This is a genomic window from Streptomyces sp. NBC_01717, from assembly GCF_036248255.1.
Classification (GTDB): domain Bacteria; phylum Actinomycetota; class Actinomycetes; order Streptomycetales; family Streptomycetaceae; genus Streptomyces.
Map to the genome: position 1 here is coordinate 8132137 of NZ_CP109178.1, position 19669 is coordinate 8151805.

17 protein-coding genes are annotated in these 19669 nt (G+C 70.5%); 14 read left to right on the top strand and 3 right to left on the bottom strand.

Annotated features, from left to right (window positions below; translation table 11 throughout):
• Positions 1-31 precede the first annotated feature (31 nt).
• From OHB49_RS36785 to OHB49_RS36805, 5 genes are all read left to right on the top strand, one after another.
• The gene (locus tag OHB49_RS36785) at positions 32-1030 is read left to right on the top strand and encodes an ABC transporter permease (RefSeq protein ID WP_030975846.1); all 999 of its coding nucleotides are present in this window, start codon (positions 32-34) and stop codon (positions 1028-1030) included.
• A 2-nt stretch (positions 1031-1032) separates the two neighbouring features.
• Positions 1033-1944: an ABC transporter permease gene (locus tag OHB49_RS36790; protein WP_030975848.1), complete on the top strand. Its 912-nt coding sequence runs from the start codon at positions 1033-1035 to the stop codon at positions 1942-1944.
• Entirely contained in the window at positions 1944-2984 is a 1041-nt protein-coding gene (locus OHB49_RS36795) for an ABC transporter ATP-binding protein (RefSeq protein WP_329165211.1), read from the top strand. The genes OHB49_RS36790 and OHB49_RS36795 overlap by 1 nt, the downstream gene beginning before the upstream one ends.
• Entirely contained in the window at positions 2981-4003 is a 1023-nt protein-coding gene (locus OHB49_RS36800) for an ABC transporter ATP-binding protein (RefSeq protein ID WP_030975853.1), read from the top strand. Before OHB49_RS36795 ends, OHB49_RS36800 begins: the two co-directional genes overlap by 4 nt.
• Before the next feature lie 78 nt (positions 4004-4081).
• The gene (locus OHB49_RS36805) at positions 4082-5236 is read left to right on the top strand and encodes an anhydro-N-acetylmuramic acid kinase (RefSeq protein WP_329165213.1); all 1155 of its coding nucleotides are present in this window, start codon (positions 4082-4084) and stop codon (positions 5234-5236) included.
• Positions 5237-5324: 88 nt separating this feature from the next.
• Here the strand turns inward: OHB49_RS36805 and OHB49_RS36810 are convergent, their stop codons facing one another.
• Genes OHB49_RS36810 through OHB49_RS36820 form a run of 3 tightly spaced genes read right to left on the bottom strand, consistent with a single transcriptional unit; the run spans position 5325 to position 9354 of the window.
• The gene (locus tag OHB49_RS36810; protein WP_329165215.1) at positions 5325-7355 is read right to left on the bottom strand and encodes a prolyl oligopeptidase family serine peptidase; all 2031 of its coding nucleotides are present in this window, start codon (positions 7353-7355) and stop codon (positions 5325-5327) included.
• A complete protein-coding gene (gene lysA / locus OHB49_RS36815; protein ID WP_329165216.1) occupies positions 7352-8725 on the bottom strand; it encodes a diaminopimelate decarboxylase in 1374 nt (457 codons plus the stop codon). The genes OHB49_RS36810 and lysA overlap by 4 nt, the downstream gene beginning before the upstream one ends.
• 5 nt (positions 8726-8730) lie before the next feature.
• Positions 8731-9354, bottom strand: coding sequence for a helix-turn-helix domain-containing protein (locus OHB49_RS36820; protein WP_329165217.1), 624 nt, complete (start codon positions 9352-9354; stop codon positions 8731-8733).
• Positions 9355-9468: 114 nt separating this feature from the next.
• On the opposite strand from OHB49_RS36820, the gene OHB49_RS36825 reads away from it, so the two are divergent.
• The 9 genes from OHB49_RS36825 to menC all read left to right on the top strand — a co-directional run bounded on the left by OHB49_RS36825 (position 9469) and on the right by menC (position 19668).
• Positions 9469-10371: a MurR/RpiR family transcriptional regulator gene (locus OHB49_RS36825; protein WP_052189902.1), complete on the top strand. Its 903-nt coding sequence runs from the start codon at positions 9469-9471 to the stop codon at positions 10369-10371.
• Positions 10368-11732, top strand: a complete 1365-nt coding sequence (locus OHB49_RS36830) for a M20/M25/M40 family metallo-hydrolase (protein WP_329165218.1) — start codon at positions 10368-10370, stop codon at positions 11730-11732. Before OHB49_RS36825 ends, OHB49_RS36830 begins: the two co-directional genes overlap by 4 nt.
• A 144-nt stretch (positions 11733-11876) precedes the next feature.
• Complete coding sequence (locus tag OHB49_RS36835; protein ID WP_329165219.1) at positions 11877-13721, top strand: ABC transporter substrate-binding protein; 1845 nt, start codon at positions 11877-11879, stop codon at positions 13719-13721.
• Positions 13722-13797: 76 nt separating this feature from the next.
• Complete coding sequence (locus OHB49_RS36840; RefSeq protein WP_267006696.1) at positions 13798-14868, top strand: ABC transporter permease; 1071 nt, start codon at positions 13798-13800, stop codon at positions 14866-14868.
• On the top strand, positions 14865-15779 hold the full coding sequence (locus tag OHB49_RS36845; RefSeq protein WP_329165220.1) for an ABC transporter permease: 915 nt from the start codon (positions 14865-14867) through the stop codon (positions 15777-15779). Before OHB49_RS36840 ends, OHB49_RS36845 begins: the two co-directional genes overlap by 4 nt.
• Positions 15780-15781: 2 nt before the next feature.
• A complete protein-coding gene (locus OHB49_RS36850; protein ID WP_030975872.1) occupies positions 15782-16774 on the top strand; it encodes an ABC transporter ATP-binding protein in 993 nt (330 codons plus the stop codon).
• Positions 16771-17757: an ABC transporter ATP-binding protein gene (locus OHB49_RS36855; RefSeq protein ID WP_329165221.1), complete on the top strand. Its 987-nt coding sequence runs from the start codon at positions 16771-16773 to the stop codon at positions 17755-17757. The genes OHB49_RS36850 and OHB49_RS36855 overlap by 4 nt, the downstream gene beginning before the upstream one ends.
• Positions 17747-18541, top strand: coding sequence for a hypothetical protein (locus OHB49_RS36860; protein ID WP_329165223.1), 795 nt, complete (start codon positions 17747-17749; stop codon positions 18539-18541). Before OHB49_RS36855 ends, OHB49_RS36860 begins: the two co-directional genes overlap by 11 nt.
• The gene (menC, locus tag OHB49_RS36865) at positions 18538-19668 is read left to right on the top strand and encodes an o-succinylbenzoate synthase (RefSeq protein ID WP_329165224.1); all 1131 of its coding nucleotides are present in this window, start codon (positions 18538-18540) and stop codon (positions 19666-19668) included. The genes OHB49_RS36860 and menC overlap by 4 nt, the downstream gene beginning before the upstream one ends.
• Position 19669: the final 1 nt, after the last annotated feature.

Here is a 19669-nt window from a genome sequence, read left to right on the forward strand (position 1 = left end):
CCCCCTACGACAAGGAAGGAGGTGCAGGAACGTGAAGGGACTGGCGCGCACCATCGCGATCCGACTGGTCGGCGGCGCGGTCATGATCTGGATCGTGGCCACGTTTACGTTCTTCCTCGTCCACGCTCTGCCCGGCAAGCCGGGCGACGTGGCGTACGAGAAGTACGTCGCCATGGGAATGAACTCCCAGGACGCCAAGGCCAAGGCCTCGATCATCTACGGGTTCACCTCACAGGACCCGCTGCTCACGCAGTACACGCACTACATCGGCGACCTGCTCCACGGTCACCTCGGGATTTCGATCTCCTACAGCGGAGTGCCGGTCGCGGATGTCATCGGCGACGCCCTGCCGTGGACCGTCATCCCGATCATGAGCGGCCTGCTGATCAGCTTCTGCATCGGTGTCAGCAGTGGTGTGGTCGCGGCGGTGAAGCGGTCGTCCCGCCTGGGCGGCGGGCTGAGCCTGGCCGCCTCGATGATCGCCGGCATCCCGTCGTTCGTGATCGCGATCCTGCTCATCACCGTCTTCTACACCAACCTGGGAGCCTTGCCGTACGGGGGCACCGTCTCCGAGACGCTCCTGGTGGACCCCGGATGGAACGTCGAGTACGTGTCGTCCGTCGCGTACCACGCGGTCCTCCCGGTCGCTACTTACGTCCTCATCTCCTACGGCGGCTGGATGCTCAGCATGCGCTCCAGCGTGGTGTCCGTCCTCGGTGACGACTTCATCCTCGCTTCCGAGCTGCGCGGCATCACCCCCAGCACGCGGATGCGCTACATCGGGCGCAACGCGATCCTGCCGCTGTTCACCACCCTCGCCCTCTCGTTCGGCACGTTGTTCGGCGGAGCGATCCTGATCGAGGCCACCTTCAACTACCCCGGCGTCGGGCAGCTGTTGCTGGACAGCATCGGCAAGCGCGACTACCCCCTGATGACCGGCGCCTTCCTGCTGATCACCACCGCGGTGGTGCTTGCGAACATCGTCGCGGACCTCCTCTACTCCGTGATCGACCCCCGAGTGAGGCGCTGACCATGACCACCGTGACGCTCACCGAGCCGCGCCGTCCGGCAGATGCCCCGTCGGCGAGGCGTTCCCGCTGGACCGGCATCTGGCGCGTCCTCACGCGCAAGCCCGGCCGGATCATCGGCCTGTCCATCCTGGTGTTGTTCGTCCTGATGGGCACCTTCGGCCCGATGCTCTACGGCGACCAGCTCGCGATCGACCCGGACGCGATCTATCAGCCGCCGAGCGCAGAGCACTGGCTCGGAACCGACTTCGCCGGTTCCGACGTGCTCCAGGCCACTGTCGTCGGCAGCCGCTACGTACTGCTCACCTGCTCGCTCGCCGCCCTGTTCGCCTCGACGATCGGCACCGCCGTCGGGCTCCTGGCCGGTTTCCACCGCGGCTTGTCCGACTCCGCGCTGATGCGTGTCACCGACTTCGTACTCACGGTCCCCGGCCTGCCGCTGCTCGTCGTGCTCACCACCGTGTGGGAGTTCGACAGCCCGCTGGAGATGGGGTTCGTGCTCGGCGTCGTCGGCTGGGGCGGCATCGCCCGTGCCGTCCGCTCCCAGGCGTTGAGCCTGCGCGAGCGCGGCTTCCTGGAGGCCGCACGCGGCCTCGGGCTGCCCAGCCGGCACATCATCGTGCGCGAGCTCCTGCCGAACATCGCCCCGTACGTGGCGATGCACCTGCTCCTGTCGGTCATCGGCTTCGTCGAGGCCCAGGTCGGGCTGTTCTTCCTCGGCATCGTGCCGTTCACCAGTACCAACTGGGGCGTGATGATCAACCAGGCGGTGTTCTCCGGAGGAGCGCTGCAGAGCCCCGAGGCAATCTTCTACCTGCTGGCGCCACTCACCTGCATCCTGCTCCTGATCATGGGCGTGGTGCTGTTCCTGGACGCGATCGACGAGCTCTTCAACCCGCGACTGAGGGAGCGCTGATGACCACGACGACGAAGAAGGCCGCGCCCGAGGCCGGGGAGGCCGAGGTCCGCGTGCGCGACCTCAGGGTCCACTACCGCATCAACGGTACGGAGTACCCGGCTGTCGCGAACGCCTCCCTCGACCTGCGCCGCGGTGAGATCACCGGCCTGGTGGGGGAGTCCGGATCGGGCAAGTCGACCCTGGCCCTGTCCCTGATGAACGCCGTGCCCGAGCCGGGCCGGATCGCGGACGGCGCCATCCACGTCGACGGCATCGGTGACGTGACGACGCTCGGCGCCAAGGCGATGCGGGCGGTACGGGGTTCGGCGCTCGGATACGTCTTCCAGGCGTCGCAGAACTCCATGAACCCGCTGAAGACCATCGGCAAGCAGATCCTGGACCTGGGCCGCTCACACGGCGTCAAGGATCTCCCGGCCCTGCTCTCCCGCGCCAAGCAGCTCGCCGAGCGGATGGGCCTGGACGGCAACCGCGTTCTGGACTCCTATCAGCACGAGCTGTCCGGCGGCATGCGCCAGCGCCTGGGCATCGTCTTCGCCCTCGTTCTGAACGCCAAGGTCCTCATCCTGGACGAGCCGACCACGGCTCTGGACGTACTGTCCCAGTCCGCGGTGCTGAAGATCATCCGCCAGGTGCACGACGAGAACAACCTCAGCACCCTCATCGTCACCCACGACATGGGCGTGGTCTCGGAGCTCGCCGACAACCTGGCCGTGATGTACGGCGGGCGGATCGTCGAACACGGCCCGACGCTGGATCTCCTCCGCAACCCCACCCACCCCTACACCAAGGCTCTGATCGGCGCCACGGCACGCATCGTCGGCGACCCGGCCGCGGCCCGTGCCCTGCCGGGCCGCCCGCCGGATCTCACCACCATCCCGAGGACGGGTTGCGTGTTCCGCGACCGCTGCGTCTTCAAGATGGACATCTGCGCCGAGGACGAGCCGCAGCTCGCGGAGCACTCGGCCGGCCACCGGCGGGCGTGTCACGCGGACGCCGACGTGGTCGGCCCCACCACCTCGAAGGGAGACGCGTCGTGATCGAGGCGCGCGGCATCACCCGCACCTACCATTCCCGCGGGGCCTTCACCGGCGAGCGCACGGTCCACGCCCTGCGCGGCGTGGACTTCACGCTCCCCAAGGGCGGTGCCGTCGCCTTCATCGGCGAATCGGGCTGCGGCAAGACGACGTTGGGCAAGATCCTCACGGGGATCGAGACCTTCGACGGCGGCGAACTCGTGGTCGACGGAGTGGAGCTCTCCAAGCTCGCGCCGCGTAAGCGCGCCCCGTACTTCCGCCGCATCCAGATGATCCACCAAGACCCGTACTCGGCCCTGAACCCCACCCGCACGATCGAGCAGATCCTCGGCGACCCGCTGCGGATGCGCGCGAAGGAGACGGGCGGCGCCGCTTCGGCCTCCGGTGTACGGGCACGGGCCTCGGAACTCCTGGAACTGGTGGGTCTGGAGCCGGACGGGGTCCTCCCCAAGTACCCGCACCAGCTCTCGGGCGGTCAGCGTCAGCGTGTGGTCATCGCCCGCGCGCTCACCGTCGACCCCGAGGTGCTCATCGCCGACGAGGCCGTTTCGATGATCGACGTCTCGATGCGCCTGGGCATCCTCGCCCTGCTGCACGACCTGCGCGAACGCCTGGGTATCTCGCTGGTCTTCATCACCCACGACGTGGCGACGGCGCGGTACGTCGGCGAGGGCGCCGAGCTGCACGTCATCTACCGCGGGCAGGTCATCGAAAGCGGCCTCACCGACGACGTCATCCAGGGGCCCGTCCATCCGTACACGCAGTGCCTGCTGTCGGCGATCCCGATCATGCGGGGTCTGGAGGAGCCCGGCCCCGACCGGCTGGCGCCGCTCGCCCCGCTGGACGAGAAGGTGGCCACGGACGGCTGCCTGTTCGCACCCCGCTGCCCCTTCGCCACCGAGCGCTGCACAGCCGAACGGCCCGTCCTCGAAGCGGTGGGGGAGTCCGGGCAGCTCCATGCCTGCTTCCACCCCACGCCCCGGCGCGTGGTCGGAGTGGAGATCGCGCCGGCCGCCGTCTGACCTCCGGCCCCGGCATCGGGCGGGCCCGCTCCATCCACGGGGCGGGCCCGCCCGCACCCATGTTCAGAAAGGAACCCTGTGAGAGTCCTGGGACTCAGCTCCGGCACCTCGCACGACGCGATCGACGCGGCCGTCGTCGAATTCAGCCTCGACGGCGACACCTTGCACGGCACCCTCGTCCACGCGGCCGCACACCCCTACCCGGCCGGACTGCGCGCCGAGATCCTGGACGCGCTTCCCCCGCGGGATGTGACGCTGGCCGCGGTGTGCCGCCTGGACACCCTCATCGGGCAGTCCTTCGCCGACACCGCGGCGGCGACAGTGACCGCGGCAGAGCCGGTCGACCTGGTGTGCTCGCACGGCCAGACCCTCTACCACTGGGTGGACGACGGGACGGTGCGCGGCACCCTGCAACTCGGCCAGCCTGCCTGGATCGCCGAACGCCTGGGCGTGCCGGTGGTGTCCGATGTACGCACCGCGGACGTGGCGGCGGGCGGCCAGGGCGCACCCCTGGTGTCGCTCCTGGACACGCTGTTGCTCAGCGGACTCCCGGGTCCGGCGGGGGCGCTGAACCTCGGTGGGATCGCCAATCTGACATCGGTCGGGCAGGGCGCGCCGGTCGCCTTCGACACCGGTCCCGCAAACGCCCTGATGGACGCGGCCGCACTGGCCGGGACCGGCCGGCCGTACGACGAGGACGGCCGGCTCGCCGCCGCCGGACGGGTGGATCCGGCGCTGCTCGCCGCGCTGCTCGCCGAACCGTACTACCGGCGCGAGCCGCCGAAGAGCACCGGCAAGGAGCTCTTCCACGCCGACTACCTGACCGGGCACCTGGCCGGACGTCCCCCGCTCCCGGTCGAGGACCTCCTGGCCACACTGGCCGAACTGACCGCACGCACGGTTGCGGACGCGGTACGGGAGCGAGGCCTGCGGACCCTGGTGGTGTCCGGCGGCGGCGCGGACAACCCGGTGCTGACCGAGCGGATCGGCGCACTGCTGCCGGGAGTCGAACTGCTGCGCTCCGACGCGCTGGGACTGCCCTCGGCAGCCAAGGAGGCGGTGGCCTTTGCCTTGCTCGGCTGGTTCACCGCGCACGGCCTGCCGGGCACGCTGCCCAGCTGCACCGGGGCGACGGGAGGACGGCTGCTGGGCCGGATCACCCCGGGCCACGGGCCGCTGCGGCTGCCGGAGCCGTTGACCGGGGCCCCGGCCGCCGCCCGCTTCAGCTGCTGACTTCGCCTTCGTGCCCGCCCGGCCCGGAGAGCGGACGAACCGGCCGGGTGGGCCGAACCGCGACGCTCCTCCGGGCACGGGCGGCTGCTCAGCCCTGCGCCCCCGCCGCTGCGTCGGTGGTGTCCGAGAGGTCGACAAGGATGCCCATCGCATGCCCGTACAACTCCGCCTCGGCGCGCAGTGAGGCGCTCACGCTGGACGCCTGGCGGAAGCCGTGCCCCTCGCCCTCGAAGAGCAGGTAGCGGTGCCACAGCCCGCGTCGGGCCACCGCGTCGACGATGCGTTCGGCCTGGTCGGGGCGGCAGATGAAGTCATCGGCTCCCTGCAGCATCACCAGCGGGCTGGTGATCTGCCCGGCCTTCCGGATCGGCGACACCCGGTCGAACCGCTCCTGGTCCTCGGGCAATTTCCCGACCAGATACTCCATATATCGGGACTCGAAGTCATGGGTCTGCCCGTAGATCCAGGTCTCCGGGGCACTGATGGGGTAGTACACCGCCCCGCAGCAGAAGGTGTCGGTCGACGTCAGTGCCGCGAGTGTCGTCCAGCCGCCCGCCGAGCCGCCGCGGATCGCGGTGCGCGACGGGTCCGCGAGCCCGGCGGAGGCCAGCTCCGAGGCGACCGTCACCGAGTCCTCGACGTCGGTGACACCCCAGGTGTGCCGCAGCCGGTCCCGGTAGGCGCGGCCGTAGCCGGTGGAGCCGCCGTAGTCGACGGCGGCCACGGCGAAGCCCCGGCTGCAGAAGAGTGAGAACTCCGCATCGGGGGCGGCGCCGTTGGAGTTGGTGGGCCCGCCGTGGATGTGGATCAGCAGCGGCGGTGCCTCGCCTGCCGGGCCGGTGCAGTCCGGGCTGGTGGGCGGGTAGTAGACGTACTGCACATCGCCGCCGTCCGCGGCTTTGGCGACCCGCCGCTCCGGCACTGCCCGCCAGGCGTCGTACGTGGTGTCGCGCTCACCGTTGCAGCGCACCGGAGCGCTGCCGTCGAGCGGTACCCGCAGCACGGCGTGGCCGAGCGTGGGGGAGGCAGCCAGGACCACGGCTGCGTGGCCGTCCGCCCACAGGTCGGAGCCGAACTCCGTCCACTCGGGCGCCAGATCGCGCAGCGTGCCGTCGGCGGGGTCCCACAGTGCGAACCGCTGTTCGCCGACGCCGTGACGCAGCACCACTCCCGCCGCCGTCGCCGCGAACCAGCTCCCGCCGACCCGCCACAGGGCACCCGCGCACTCCCGCTCCATGGGAAGTACGCACTCGGCGTGCCAGTCCCCGTCGGGCGCCCGGGTGATCCGGAAGAGGTTCGCCCAGCCGTCCGGGTCGGCCATCGCGTACAGCGTGCCGTCGGGCGCCCACGCGGCCTGCGGTACGGACACCGCACCGCCGCCCAGCACCCGCACCGGTTCGCCCGCCACGCCGTCGGCCAGCGGCGCGACCATCAACTCGGTGGTCTCCCAAGGCATCTGCGGGTGGTCCCAGCCGAGCCACGCCAGGTGCCGTCCGTCCGGGCTGATCCGCGGGGTGGACAGGAAGTGGTGGTCGCCACCGACCACCCGCAGCCGGTCCGGCGCGGTGGCGGCCGAGCCGTCGAGCGGCACGGCGACGATGTCGCGACGGGTGCGGGGGGCCGGATCCTCGCCCGGTTCCCGGGCCGCCCGGGTGACCTCCCGGACCAGCCAGACCTCGGTGCCACCTGGCGCGAACACCGGGTCCGCCCAGCAGGTCTCGTACCCGGGCGGGTCGGCAGGGGTCAGGGGGGTCAGGTCGCTCGCACCGCCCGCTCCCAGCGGGGCGGTCCCGGCCGCGTACAGCCGCTGGTCGCGGTGGTCGGTGAAGACCAGCAGATGCGGGGCGCCGTCCTGGCCGGGCCGGACCGCGTACGGGCGGCCGCCGTAGCCCAGCGAGCGGTTGCGCACACTGACACCCGTCGGCAGCACCGGCTCGGGGGTATGCCCGGGGCCGGTGCGCAACAGCCGTACGGTGGCGGTCGCCGGGTCGTTGGCGCACCACCAGGTCTCCTCGCCGACGCCGGACGGCCAACTCGTGGCCCTGGAGCCGGCCGCGGCCGAATCGGCGGTCAGCGGTGAGGGCCACTCCCCGTAGGGGAGGACGCGGCGCTCGGTCATCGAAGGTCTCCTGAGAGGTCTATGGCGGCGCCGGCGCCGTCGCGGAGCAGCAGGTCGGCGGGGGTCTCGCGACGCACCATGAGGCGTGCCTGCCCGTCGCGTACGGCGACGACGGCGGGGCGCGGCTGGAAGTTGTAGTTGCTGGCCATGACGTGGTGGTAGGCGCCGGTCGCGGGCACCGCCAGCAGATCGCCGACCGCCAGGTCGGCCGGGAGGGCGATGTCGGGTACGACGATGTCGCCGCTCTCGCAGTGCCGGCCGACGACGAGGGAGTGCACGGGGCGGTCGGTCAGCCTGCGGTTGGCGGTCCAGGCGGTGTACGAGGCCTGGTAGAGAGCGGGGCGCAGGGCGTCGCTCATGCCGCCGTCGACGGAGACGAAGCGTCGCTCGAGGCCCTGCTTGACCACGCCGACCTCGTAGAGCGTGACACCGGCGGTGCCGATCAGAGAGCGGCCCGGCTCCACCGCGAGCCGGACGGAGGCAGGGTCCAGCTCCTCGGCGACCCCGGCCCGCAGCGCGGCTACGAACTCGGCGGGAGCCAGCCGTTGCTGGCCGGGCACATAGGCGATCCCGGCGCCGCCGCCGAGGTCCAGCTCGTCGATACCGATGCTGTGCCGCTCGGCGAGCATGCGGACGAATGCGGCAACCCGCGAGGCGGCCCGCCGGATGCCGGACGGGTCGAGGATCTGCGAACCCAGGTGGGAGTGGATGCCCGTCAGACGCAACGAGGGGATGCCACTGACGGTGAGGACCGCCCGTTCGGCGAATCCACCGTTGACCGGGAAGCCGAACTTCACGTCGTCGCTGCCGGTGGCCATGTAGTCGTGGGTGTCGGCGGCGACGCCCGGCGCGATGCGCAGATACACGTCCTGGACCCGGCCGGCGTCGGCCGCGTAACCGGCGAGCCGGTCGATCTCCTCGGCGCAGTCGACGACGACCACCCCGACGCCGTGTGCCACGGCCGAGCTGAGCTCGGCGGGGAGCTTGTTGTTGCCGTGCAGCACGATGTGGGCGGGGTCGAAGCCCGCGGCGACGGCGAGTTCGAGCTCGCCGACGCTGCACACGTCCAGGTGCAGACGCTCCTCGCCGACCCAGCGGACCATCTCCGGGCAGAGGAAGGCCTTGGACGCGTAGTGCACGCGGTCCGCGCCGGACTCCCGCCACTGGCGGGCCCGCTCACGGAAGTCCGCCTCGTCCACGACGTAGAGCGGAGTGCCGCAGGCCTGGGCGAGACCTGTCAGCGGCACGGAACCCACGTGCAGTTCGCCGTTTATGTCCTTGGCGGTGAGCGGCCAGATGTCCGGCGCTTCGTCCGGGCCCGCGGCGCGGGCGGGGGCGGCGTCGGGCGCGTGGTCGGCGGGTGGAACCACCTGTGTCACTCCTTCGTGAGGACGACGAGCAGAAGCAAGTCGTCGCTGGTCTGCGTGATCTGATGTTCTTCGGATGCGGCGAAGTGGCAGGCGTCGGCCGGATTCAGGACGCGCGCGGTGTCCGCGACACGGAGCCGGCACTGTCCGGCCAGCACCACCACGAGTTCCTCTCCGGCGTGCCGGATCGGTCGGGCGTGATCGCCCGGTTCGCCCCTTATCAGGCGCGAGTGGAGCATGGTCGCGTCATGAGCCGTCATGTTCCAGATTCCCTGACCGTCCGACATTGCGGTCAAGCCCGGAAGTGTGGTGAAACGCGGCGGGAACGGGCTGTTGTCGGAAGTGTCGCCGGGTCCGGCGCCGAGCAGCTCGTGCAGTTCGAGACCCAGCACTCCGGCGAGCTGCGCCAGGCTGCGGACCGTCGGATTCGCCGAGCCGGATTCGATCTGCGAGACATATGCGGGCGAGAGGCCCGACCCGGCCGCGGTGGCGGCCAGGGTCAGTCCTGCCGTCCTGCGCGCCGAGGCAACGACCTTGGCCAGTTGGGCGGTTGCCCGATCGGCGGCGGACGCCTCGACCGGTGAGTCGACGGTCGGCGGGGCGGGGGCTGGAACATCCCTTGACTCAGGCATGCGGTGACAGTAATACTCGCGCCACCTTAGATCAATGTATCCGCCAGCAAGTGATACTCAGGGAAGAAATCCCTGGTCGCAGCGGTGGAGTTCACGGCATGGAGGGAGGTTTTGATGTCTGTCCTGACGCCTGATCCTGTACTCCGGCTGTTGGAGCGCGCGGCTGCGCATTGCGGCTCCGGGGCCGCCCGCCTGCACGCCGTACTTGCTGCGGACTTCCCCGCCGCACTGTCCCGGCGCCCCGCCCAACTCCTGCGGACGGCCGAGGCGAACGCCGAGGATCTCGACCAGCTGCTCGCCATGGCGGGCTTCGCCGACACCGAGGACCTGCGTGCCTGCGCCGCCCGCGAGACGGGCCGCCGACTGCCCGTTCCCGACCAGCGCATCGCCGACCGGGAGGGGGAGCCCGGTGACCGCACCGCGCTGCGCCGCATCCTCGCCCGGGAACAGGAGAACCTGGCCGGCACCCTCGACGCGCTGCATGCCAACGGCGCCCTGGAACTCGCCGCGCGCGCCGTGGTCGCAGGCCGCCGCCGCTGGGTGTTCGGTGACATGAAGTCCATCGGGTACGCGGCTCTGGTCGCCGCCGATCTCTCCGCCGCGCTGCGTGACGTCACCCTCGTCCAGCCAGGAGTGGGAGCGGCTGTCACCGCCCTCGCCGACGCCGGCGACCAGGACGTCCTGATCACCTTCAGCTTTCGCAGTTACAGCCGCCACACCGTACGCGTGGCCCGTGAGTTCCATGCGCTGGGCGGCACGGTCGTAGCAATCACCGACGGCTACGACAGCCCGGTGTGCGCGTACGCCACCCACGTCCTCGCGGTGAACACCCGGAGCGAGTCGCGCACCCACTCGCCGACCGCCGTCACCGCCACCGGCCATCTGCTCGCCTCACTTGCCGCTGCCGGCGCGAAGGGCGCGGCCCGTCGCGCCCAGCGCCGCCACGCACTCACCCGGGCCCTGAGCGACGGCGAGGTCACCACTCCCGCCGACCCTCCTGAGAGGACTGCTCCGTGATCCAGGAGCTCACCGACCCTTCCGCGGAACAGTTCTCCCACCACGAGACACTGGCCACCGACACGATCGACCACTGCTCGCGGCTGATCCGCTTCGACACCAGCAACTACGGCGGCGGCGATTCGCGCGGCGAGCGGGAAGCCGCCGAGTGGGTGGCCGAAGTCCTCGCGGACGCCGGATACGCGCCGCAGGTCCTGGAGTCGGAGCCGCGCCGCGCGTCCACCGTGGTCCGGATCCCGGGCGCCGACGCGCTGGCCCCCGCACTGCTGGTCCACGGTCATCTGGATGTCGTGCCCGCCGAACCCTCCGACTGGTCCTTCGATCCGTTCAGCGGCGAGGTCACCGACGGCGCGGTACGCGGCCGCGGCGCCCTGGACATGAAGGACATGGACGCGATGATGCTGGCCTGCGCCACCGGATTCGCCCGGACCGGTACCCGCCCGCCGCGCGACATCGTGATGGCGTTCGTCGCCGACGAGGAGGACACCGGCGCCTACGGAGCGGGGTTCCTCGTCGACAAGCACCCCGGACTCTTCGAAGGTGTCACCGCCGCCATCAGTGAGTCCGGCGGCTACAGCGTCCATCTGCCCAACGGCCGCCGCCTCTACCCGGTCGCCACCGGTGAGCGCGGCAGCGCCTGGATGACCCTCAGCGCGCACGGCGCCGCAGGCCACGGTTCCCGCCGCAACCCCGACAACGCGGTGGCCACTCTGGTACGCACCGTGGCCGAACTGGCCGCGCACACCTGGCCGGTTCATCTGATCCCGCCGGTCCGGGCGCTCCTCGACGGGCTCGGGTCGGAGCTCGGCATCACGATCGACCCGGCCGACCCGGCGAGCGTCGCCCAACTCGGCGAAGCTGCCCGGCTGGTGGAGTCGACCATGTCCAACTCCCTCAACCCGACCCGGCTGAACGCCGGTTACAAGCACAACGTCATCCCCAGCGAAGCCACCGCCGGCATCGACGGACGGGTCCTGCCCGGCGCCGAGAAGGAGTTCTTCGCCGCCGTCGACGCGGTGCTCGGTACCAAGGTGACCCGCGAGTTCGCCAGCTGGACCGAGCCGGTCGCGGCCGACCACACCTCGCCCGAGTTCGCGGCCATGGCGGACGCCCTGCGCGCCCATGACCCGCAGGCCCTGGTCCTGCCGTTCTGCATGTCCGGCGGCACCGATGCCAAGGCGTTCGCCCGGCTGGGCATCGCCGGCTACGGCTTCGCCCCCGGCACCACCCCGCCCGGCTTCAACAGCTGGGACTACGTACACGGCGTCGACGAGCACGTCCTCACCGACAGCCTCGCCTTCGGTGTCCGGGTCCTGGACACCTTCCTCCGGGCGGACCCCTCCAGCCCCGCATCGGACTGACTCGACGGCCGTCACCGGCCGCACGACAGGCGAGCCACCCGGCATTGCCCCGGCTCGCCACAGCAAGGCAGCACACAGCACGTTCACCGGTACGACGCGGACCCCTTGGTCCGCGTCCTGCCCACGCTCCTGGATTGGCACGAAATGACACACACAATGGTCCGCAGCGCGATAGGCCGACGCGCCACCGCACTGGCCGCCGCAGCCCTCACCGGTGCTCTCGCCCTCGGCTCGGTCGCCCTGGCCCCCGGGGCCGCCGCCGACACCAAGGGCACCACCCTGCGCGCCGCGATGACCGGCAACGGCATCGACTCGCTGAACCCGTTCCTGGCGTACTTCGCCGGCTCGCTGGACGTCTTCAGCGCCGTCTACCCCTCGCTGAACTCCCTGAACACCGACGGAACCCCCGCGCCGTACCTGGCGACCAAGTGGACGCCGTCGGCCGACAAGCTCACCTGGACCTTCACCCTCCGCAAGGGACTGAAGTGGTCGGACGGTCGGCCGATCACCGCCGAGGACGCCGCCTGGACCCTCGATCTGATCCGTACGAACGAGGTGGCAGGCACTGCCAACGGCTCACTCGTCGAGAACTTCGCCTCGGTCACCGCGCCCGACGCCACGACGCTGGTCATCAAGACCAAGAAGCCCCAGGCGAACACCCCGTTCGTGTCCATCCCCTACAGCGGTGTGCCGATCGTCCCCAAGCACGTCTGGGAAAAGCACGTCACGGACCTCAAGGACTTCAAGAACGACTCCGGCGACATCGTCGGTTACGGTCCCTGGACGCTCACGGCCTACAAGCCCGAGCAGTACGTCAAGTACGACGCCAACAAGGACTTCGTCCTCGGCGCCCCCAAGTTCGACCACCTGGTCCAGCAGCGGTACAAGGCCGTCGACGGCGCTGTCGCCGCACTGCGCAGCGGCCAGCTCGACTACGTGTCCGATCTGAATTCCACCCAGTTCAAGGCGCTGCAGAGCGACAAGCGGACCGCCGCTTTCCAGAACGCCGGCCGCCGCTGGATGAGCGTCGCGATCAACTCCGGTGCCCGTACCCGCTCCGGCAAGAAGATCGGCACCGGGAACCCGGCCCTCGCCGACGCCGCCGTGCGCCGCGCCCTCGCGCTGGCGACCGACAAGCAGACCCTCGTCGACAAGGTGCTCGACGGCCTGGGCCAGGTCGGCTCCGGCTACATCCCGCCCACCTGGAAGCAGTGGGCGTGGAAGCCCGCCCCGGGCGAGGAGCAGTCGTACGACATCGCGAAGGCCAACTCCCTGCTGGATGCGGCCGGTTACGCCAAGGGCAAGGACGGTATCCGTGTCTCGCCCAAGACGAAGAAGCCGTTGAAGCTGCGCCTGGGCACCCACTCCGACGCCGCCACCGACACCCAGATCGCCACCTACCTCACGGGATGGATGAAGCAGATCGGTGTCGAGCTGACCGCCGAGCCGCTGAGCTCCACCAAGCTCAACGACGATCTCGCCAAGGGCGACTGGGACCTGCTGATGGACGGCTGGGGCACCGGCCCCGACCCGACGTACCTGCTCTCCATCCAGAACTGCGACGCCCTGCCGCTGGACGACGGCACGAACGGCTCCACGGACTCCTTCCACTGCGACAAGGAGTTCGACAAGCTCTTCAAGCAGCAGGTCACCGAGTTCGACCCGGCGCAGCGCGCGGCGACCGTCGGCAAGATGCAGGACATCCTCTACAAGGCCGACAACAACGTCATCCTGTACTACGCCACGGGCCTGAGCGCGACGAACGCCCGCACCGTGAAGAACCTCGCGGTCGGCAAGGCGGACTCGGCGGGCGTCTACCCGATGCAGTACACCTTCGGCCAGTTCCGCAGCGCGACCCCGGTCGCTTCCGTGAAGGAAGCCTCGTCGGGCTCCACCACTCTGTGGACCGGCATCGGAATCGGCGTGCTCGTCGTGGCGGGCCTCGCCTTCGGCATCAAGCGCCGCTCGTCGGCCGACGAGCGGGAGTAACCAACTCGCCCGCCCCGCGCACCCGGGCGCAGCACCGGGTGCGCGGGGTCCACCAGACCGAGCAGATCGAGAACTCATGACCATTACGTCCGATACGTCCGACAGCGCGAGCGCCGTCGGCCCCGTGCCCGGGAGCGACGCGGCCGACGCCGCCTCCCGCCCGGGCTCGGGGCGGGCAGACTTCCTCCGCTTCCTGGGCACCAAGCTCGCCGCAGCCGCCGTCAGCTTCGTCATCGTCCTGGGCATCGGCTTCGTGATCTTCCAGCTGATGCCCTCGGACCCGGTCCAGACGATGACCCGCGGCCGGCCCACCAGCGATGCGCAGATGGCCCATCTGCGCCAGACACTGGGCCTGGACCAGCCGGTGTGGGAGCGGTTCCTGCACTTCGTGAACGACATCGTCCACCTGGATCTGGGCCGTTCCTGGCAGTACCAGCAGTCCGTCTCCTCCCTCATCGGCGAACGCGTCGGCCCCACCCTGCTCCTGATGGGCACGGCCACCGCGATATCCGTGGTGGTCGGCCTGTGGCTGGGGGTGCGCAGCGGGTGGCGGCACGGCAGCCTCTTCGACAAGATCACTTCCTCGGCGGCGCTGACCTTCTGGTCGGTCCCCACCTACTGGCTGGGCATGATCCTGCTGATCTGGCTCAGCGTCGGCCTCGATCTGTTCCCCTCCGGCGGTATGTCCGACCCGTCGCTCGGCGCCACCGGCTTCGGCCATGTTCTCGACGTGGCCCGCCACATGGTGCTGCCGTGTCTGACGATGGTGCTCGTGGTCTTCGCCCAGTACGTGTCGATCATGCGCTCGTCGATCATCGATGAGCTGGGCAGTCCCTATCTCCTGACCGCCCGGGCCAAGGGGCTTGTCGACGACGCCGTTCGCCGCAAGCACGCCGTGCCCAACGCGTTGCTTCCCTCGGTCACCGTGATCTTTCTTCACCTGGGCACGATGGTCGGCGGTGCGATCACGGTCGAGACCGTCTTCAGCTGGCCGGGTCTCGGCTCGCTGACCATCGAGGCACTCAAGGTGCCCGACATCCCCGTACTGCAGGGCACGTTCATCATCTTCAGCGCCAGTGTGATCCTGATGAACCTCCTCGCCGACGTGCTCTACCGCTTCCTCGACCCCCGGGTGCGTGTGCGATGACGATTTCCGACACCACTGACATCACCGCCGCGGCATCCCCGGCCGGTTCGCCTCCCCGGCTGGCCTCCGTCGGCCGCTTCGCGCGCGCCTACGCCAAGCGCCCGTCCGGTCTCGTCGGCCTGGGCATCCTGCTCGTCGCCACGATCCTCGCGCTCTGCGCCCCGCTCTTCATAGGCCCCGAGCAGCTCGACGTCACCAAGGTCGACGGCCCGCTGCTCTCCGCGCCCGGCTCCGGCTACCTCCTCGGCACCGACCAGGCCGGCCGCTCCGTGGTGGACCTGCTGATCTGGGGTTCGCGCTCCTCGCTGTCCATCGGCGTCATCGCGACCGTGCTCACCATGGTGCTCGGCTCCACGATCGGACTGCTCGCAGGCCACTACCCGGGCAAGCTCGGCAAGGCCCTGATGCATGTCACCGACTGGTTCATCGCGCTGCCCAGCCTGCCGCTGGCCATCTCCCTCGCCGCGGTCCTGGGGCAGGGCACGGCGTCCATCACCATCGCCATCGCGGTGACCTCCTGGACGTCCACCGCCCGCCTGGTCCGTGCCCAGACCCTCGCCGTGGAGGCACGCCCGTTCATCGAGCGCGCCAAGGTCCTCGGCGCGGGCAACCGCCAGGTGATGGTCCGTCATGTACTCCCGAACGTGGCCCCGTTGATCCTGGTCTCCGCCACCCTCACCGTGGCCTCGGCGATCCTCTCCGAGGCCACCCTGACCTTCCTCGGTCTCGGCGACCCGACCGGGGTCTCCTGGGGTTCCATGCTCAATGCCGCCTTCTACCAGGGCGCCATGACCTCCGGTGCCTGGTGGTACGTCGGCACGCCCGGTATCGCGATCCTTCTCGTCGTCCTCGGCTTCACCCTCACCGGGCGTGCCGTGGAACACGTCCTCAACCCGCGGATGGTGGGCTGACCATGACCCTGCTCGACGTACGCGACCTCTCCGTCACCTACCGCGACGGCGACAGCCTCATCCCCGCCGTGCGCGGTGTCAGCTTCACCCTGGACCGGGGTGAGACCCTCGGCGTGGCCGGCGAGTCCGGCTCCGGCAAGTCCACCATGGTGCTCAGCCTGCTGCGGCTGCTGCCCAAGAGCGCCAAGGTCACCGGACAGGTGCTGTACGAAGGCGAGGACCTGCTCACCGCCAAGTGGTCCGCACTGCGCACCGTGCGCTGGAACGGCGCGTCCGTGGTCTTCCAGGGCGCCATGAGCGCCCTCAACCCGGTGCGCCCCATCGGCGAGCAGATCTGCGAGCCGATCCTGCTCCACGAGAAGGTGTCCCCGCGCACCGCCCGCGGACGCGCCGCCGAACTGCTCGACAGCGTCGGCATATCGCCGCAGCGGATGGGCAGTTACCCGCACGAGTTCTCCGGCGGCCAGCGCCAGCGCATCATGATCGCCATGGCGCTCGCCTGCCGCCCCGACCTGATCATCGCCGACGAGCCCACCACCGCCCTCGATGTGATGGTGCAGGCGCAGATCATGGAGCTCTTCACCGAGCTGGTACGGAACTCCGGCGTCGGCGTCATCATGATCAGCCACGACCTCTCGGTGCTCTCCGAGATGTGCGGCCGGCTCGCCGTGATGTACGCCGGCGAGATCGTCGAGACCGGACCTTCGCAGCAGGTCATCGAAGCTCCCCGGCACCCGTACACCGACGCACTGGCCAGGGCGTTCCCCACCATCGGCGACCCCGCGTCCCGGTTCGCGCCCTCCGGACTGCCCGGCGACCCGCCGGACGTCGCGGCGCTCGGCGCGGGCTGCGCCTTCGTCCCGCGCTGTGTGCACGCCGTCGACGCCTGCCGCACGAAGGCCGTCGAGCTGTGGCCCGCGGGCGATCGGCGCAGCGCCGCCTGTCTGCGCGTTCTGGACGCCCACACCCCCGTAACCGAAGGGAGCCAGGCATGAGCACCACCGCCCCGGCCCTGGAGGTCAGCGACCTCCGCATCACCTACCCGGCGCGCGCGGGCCGTGGGCCCGCCCGCGCCGTGGACGGAGCCAACCTGACCGTCGGCCAGGGCGAGATCGTCGCCCTGATCGGCGAGTCGGGGTGTGGCAAGTCCACCCTCGCCCGCGCGCTCGTCGGCCTGATCAAGCCCACCAGCGGTGAGATCCGCTATCAGGGCAAGCCCCTCACCTACTCCGCCCGGGCGCTCAAGGAGTACCGCCGCCATGCCCAGCTGGTGCTCCAGGACCCGGGCGGCGCCCTCAACCCGCGGCAGAACGTCTACGACGCCGTCGCTGAGGGGCCCCGGCTGCACGGTACGACGGAGGAGCTCAACAGCCGTGTGCACACGGCTCTTTCGCGTGCCGGGCTGCGTCCTCCGGAGCGGTTCCTGCACCGCTTCCCGCACGAGATGTCCGGCGGCCAGCAACAGCGCGTCGTCATCGCGGGGGCCCTGGCCCTGGACCCGTCGGTGATCGTCGCCGACGAGCCGGTCGCATCCCTCGACGCCTCGGTGCGCGGCGAGATCCTCAAGCTGATACTCGAACTCCGCGACAGCCTCGGCCTGTCCGCCCTCGTCGTCAGCCACGACCTGGGCCTGGCCTGGAACATCGCCGACCGGGTCGCCGTGATGTACCTCGGCCGGATCGTCGAGGTCGGCACCGTCGAGGAGGTGCTGCTGCACCCCAAGCACCCGTACACCAAGGCCCTGCTCTCGGTGCTGCCCGAGGCCGGACGCGACCAGCGGCCGACCGTACTGACGGGTGAGCCCCCGGACCCGACCCGCATCCCGTCCGGCTGCCGCTTCCACCCGCGCTGCCCGCTCTGGCCGGAACTGGAGGGCGCCGAACGGGCCGCCGCCGGCTGCGACACACGCGAGCTGCCCGTACTGACCGCCGACCCGGCGTCCGCCCAGGCGGCCTGCCATCTCGCCCATGGCCGCTGAACCCGCACTCGCCGTACGCGACGTCGAAGGTCCTGCCGCCATGGCGGCCTGTATCGCCCTGTATGCCGAGGTGATGGGGCTGCGGCCGTCGGACGGGGGCCTCAACCCCCGCCTGCTGACCGCGCTCCAGTCCAACGGAGGCATCGTCGTCGCCGCGTACGAGGGCGACCTGGCGCGGCCGGTCGGATTCGCATACAGCTTCCTGGCCCGCGAGGGGGGCGGCGAGCTGTTCCAGTTCTCGCAGCTCGCCGTGGTCGCCCGCCACCTCCAGGGGCAGGGGGTGGGCCGGCTCCTCAAGCACGCGCAGCGCGAGCGGACCCTGGCCATGGGGCTGACCCGGATCCGCTGGTCCTACGACCCCCTGAAGACCCGTAACGCGCACTTCAACCTGGACGTGCTCGGCGGGCGGGTCCACGTACTCAAACCGTCGATGTACGGCGGCGAGGGCTTCGGCGACGACGCGGGCGAGCCCACCGACCGGTTCCTCCTCGACTGGGACCTGACGCGGCCGGCCACGGTCCGGCCCACGCTCCCCGACCGGGCCTGGCAACCCGGTGAGTGTCTGGCCCAGGGCGACGACCTGCTGATCGCCGTACCCGCCCGCTGGGATCTGCACCGCACCGCCGTAGGAGCGCCCGCCGCCGCCGCACTGCGCACCTCGCTCAGGGAAACTTTCACCGAGGCCCTGGCCACCCATGTCGGGGTCTCCTGCCTGCGTGTCACCGACGACCTCGCGGTCTACCGGTTCGTTCCGCGCGGCACCGACCAGGAGGGCGCCTCATGACGATCACCATCACCGAGATCGAACTCTCCCTTGTACGGCTGGACCTGATCCACGAGTTCGAGACCAGCTCCCACCGCAAGTCGCACCTCGACCACATCGTGGTCAGAGCGACCGCATCCGACGGCACGGTCGGCTGGGGCGAGTGCGCCTCGCCCAGCGACCCCTACTACTGCAGCGAATCCACCGAGAGCTGCTGGTACGTCCTGAGCGAGCACCTCGCCCCCATGGTCCTCGGCCGCCCCTGGGAGCACCCCGACGACGCGGCTGCCCTCACCACCCGCCTCTCGGGCAACCACTTCGCCCGCGCCGGGCTCGACATGGCCTGCTGGGATCTGTACGGGCAGGCCCGCGGCGAGACCCTCGCCAACCTCGTCGGCGGCACCGCCGAGAGGATCAGCGCGGGTGTCAGTCTCGGTATCGAGCCGACCGTCGACGCTCTCCTGGACCAGGTCGCCCGGCATGTCGGCGACGGCTACCGCCGCATCAAGCTCAAGTGCCGCCCGGGCTGGGACCTCGAGCCGGTACGGGCCGTACGCGCGGCCTTCCCCGGTATCGCCCTCCAGGTCGACGCCAACACCGGCTACCGGGCCGACTCCGCCGAGCACCTGGCCGCCCTCACCGCCCTCGACGACCAGGGCCTGCTGATGATCGAGCAGCCCTTCGCCGAGGACGACCTGCTCGGCCACGCCGGCCTCGCCGCCCGGCTCGAGACCCCCGTCTGTCTCGACGAGTCGATCACCTCACCCGCCGTACTGGCCACCGCTCTGCACCTGGGCGCCGCCGACATCGTCAACATCAAGGTGTCCCGGCTCGGCGGAATCGGACCGTCCGTAGCGGTGCACGACGTGTGCCGCGAGGCCGGAATCCCGGTGTGGTGCGGGGGGATGCACGAGTTCGGCATCGGGCGCGCGGCCAACCTCGCCGTCGCCTCGCTGCCGGGCTTCACCCTGCCCTCGGACGTCTCCGGCTCCGACAAGTACTACCGCCAGGACATCGTCACCCCGCCGATCCGTGCCACCGAGGGCCTGGTCCCGGTGCCCGACGCCCGCCCGGGCCTCGGTGTCCATGTCGACGAGTCCCTGATCCGGGCGAACCGGCTGCGGCACGCCGTACTGAAGGAAGGCTGAG

Coding starts and splice junctions, on each gene's coding strand:
- OHB49_RS36820 (WP_329165217.1), bottom strand. CDS start 9,354: ATGCCTGAGTCAAGGGATGTTCCAGCCCCCGCCCCGCCGACCGTCGAC.
- OHB49_RS36835 (WP_329165219.1), top strand. CDS start 11,877: ATGACACACACAATGGTCCGCAGCGCGATAGGCCGACGCGCCACCGCA.
- OHB49_RS36825 (WP_052189902.1), top strand. CDS start 9,469: ATGTCTGTCCTGACGCCTGATCCTGTACTCCGGCTGTTGGAGCGCGCG.
- OHB49_RS36790 (WP_030975848.1), top strand. CDS start 1,033: ATGACCACCGTGACGCTCACCGAGCCGCGCCGTCCGGCAGATGCCCCG.
- OHB49_RS36840 (WP_267006696.1), top strand. CDS start 13,798: ATGACCATTACGTCCGATACGTCCGACAGCGCGAGCGCCGTCGGCCCC.
- OHB49_RS36795 (WP_329165211.1), top strand. CDS start 1,944: ATGACCACGACGACGAAGAAGGCCGCGCCCGAGGCCGGGGAGGCCGAG.
- OHB49_RS36810 (WP_329165215.1), bottom strand. CDS start 7,355: ATGACCGAGCGCCGCGTCCTCCCCTACGGGGAGTGGCCCTCACCGCTG.
- menC (WP_329165224.1), top strand. CDS start 18,538: ATGACGATCACCATCACCGAGATCGAACTCTCCCTTGTACGGCTGGAC.
- OHB49_RS36855 (WP_329165221.1), top strand. CDS start 16,771: ATGAGCACCACCGCCCCGGCCCTGGAGGTCAGCGACCTCCGCATCACC.
- OHB49_RS36845 (WP_329165220.1), top strand. CDS start 14,865: ATGACGATTTCCGACACCACTGACATCACCGCCGCGGCATCCCCGGCC.
- OHB49_RS36860 (WP_329165223.1), top strand. CDS start 17,747: ATGGCCGCTGAACCCGCACTCGCCGTACGCGACGTCGAAGGTCCTGCC.
- OHB49_RS36850 (WP_030975872.1), top strand. CDS start 15,782: ATGACCCTGCTCGACGTACGCGACCTCTCCGTCACCTACCGCGACGGC.